The 448-nt window shown below is 46.7% G+C and carries 1 protein-coding gene; it reads left to right on the forward strand.

Going from position 1 to position 448, the window contains the following annotated elements; genetic code table 11:
- Window positions 1-406 (forward strand): sugar ABC transporter permease (locus tag NE664_14030; GenBank protein MCQ4727753.1); only part of this gene is annotated, 406 nt, incomplete at its 5' end.
- Window positions 407-448: the final 42 nt, after the last annotated feature.

Below are 448 nucleotides of genomic sequence, written 5' to 3' on the forward strand. Positions count from 1 at the left end.
TGCCTGCGCAGGCGTCGATATCTGGCATTACTGGAGTTATTTAACCGTAATCTACTTAGCGGCCTTAAGACAGACGCCGACCGATCAGGTGGAGGCAGCCAGAATCGACGGCTGTAATGGATGGCAGTTATTCCGCTACATTTATCTGCCGAATATTAAGTCCACGGTAAACCTGATGTTTGTAATGATAGTCATTGGTTCCTTCCTTGCATTTGATTACGTCAAGCTGCTGACCGGCGGAGGTCCGGCACATTCGACAGAGGTACTTGGTACATACGCCTACTCCTTTGCATTCAGTGAGATGAAAGTAGGCAAGGCGGCCGCGGTTGGTCTCTTTATGAGTTTCTTTGGGTTGATTGCTTCTCTGATTTATACGCGAATGAGCCGCAAAGAAAACATGGATTAGGAGGAGAATATGGGAGTTTCTTCGAAAAAGAAAAGAATATGG

The organism is Anaerotignum faecicola, from assembly GCA_024460105.1.
GTDB lineage: Bacteria > Bacillota > Clostridia > Lachnospirales > Anaerotignaceae > JANFXS01.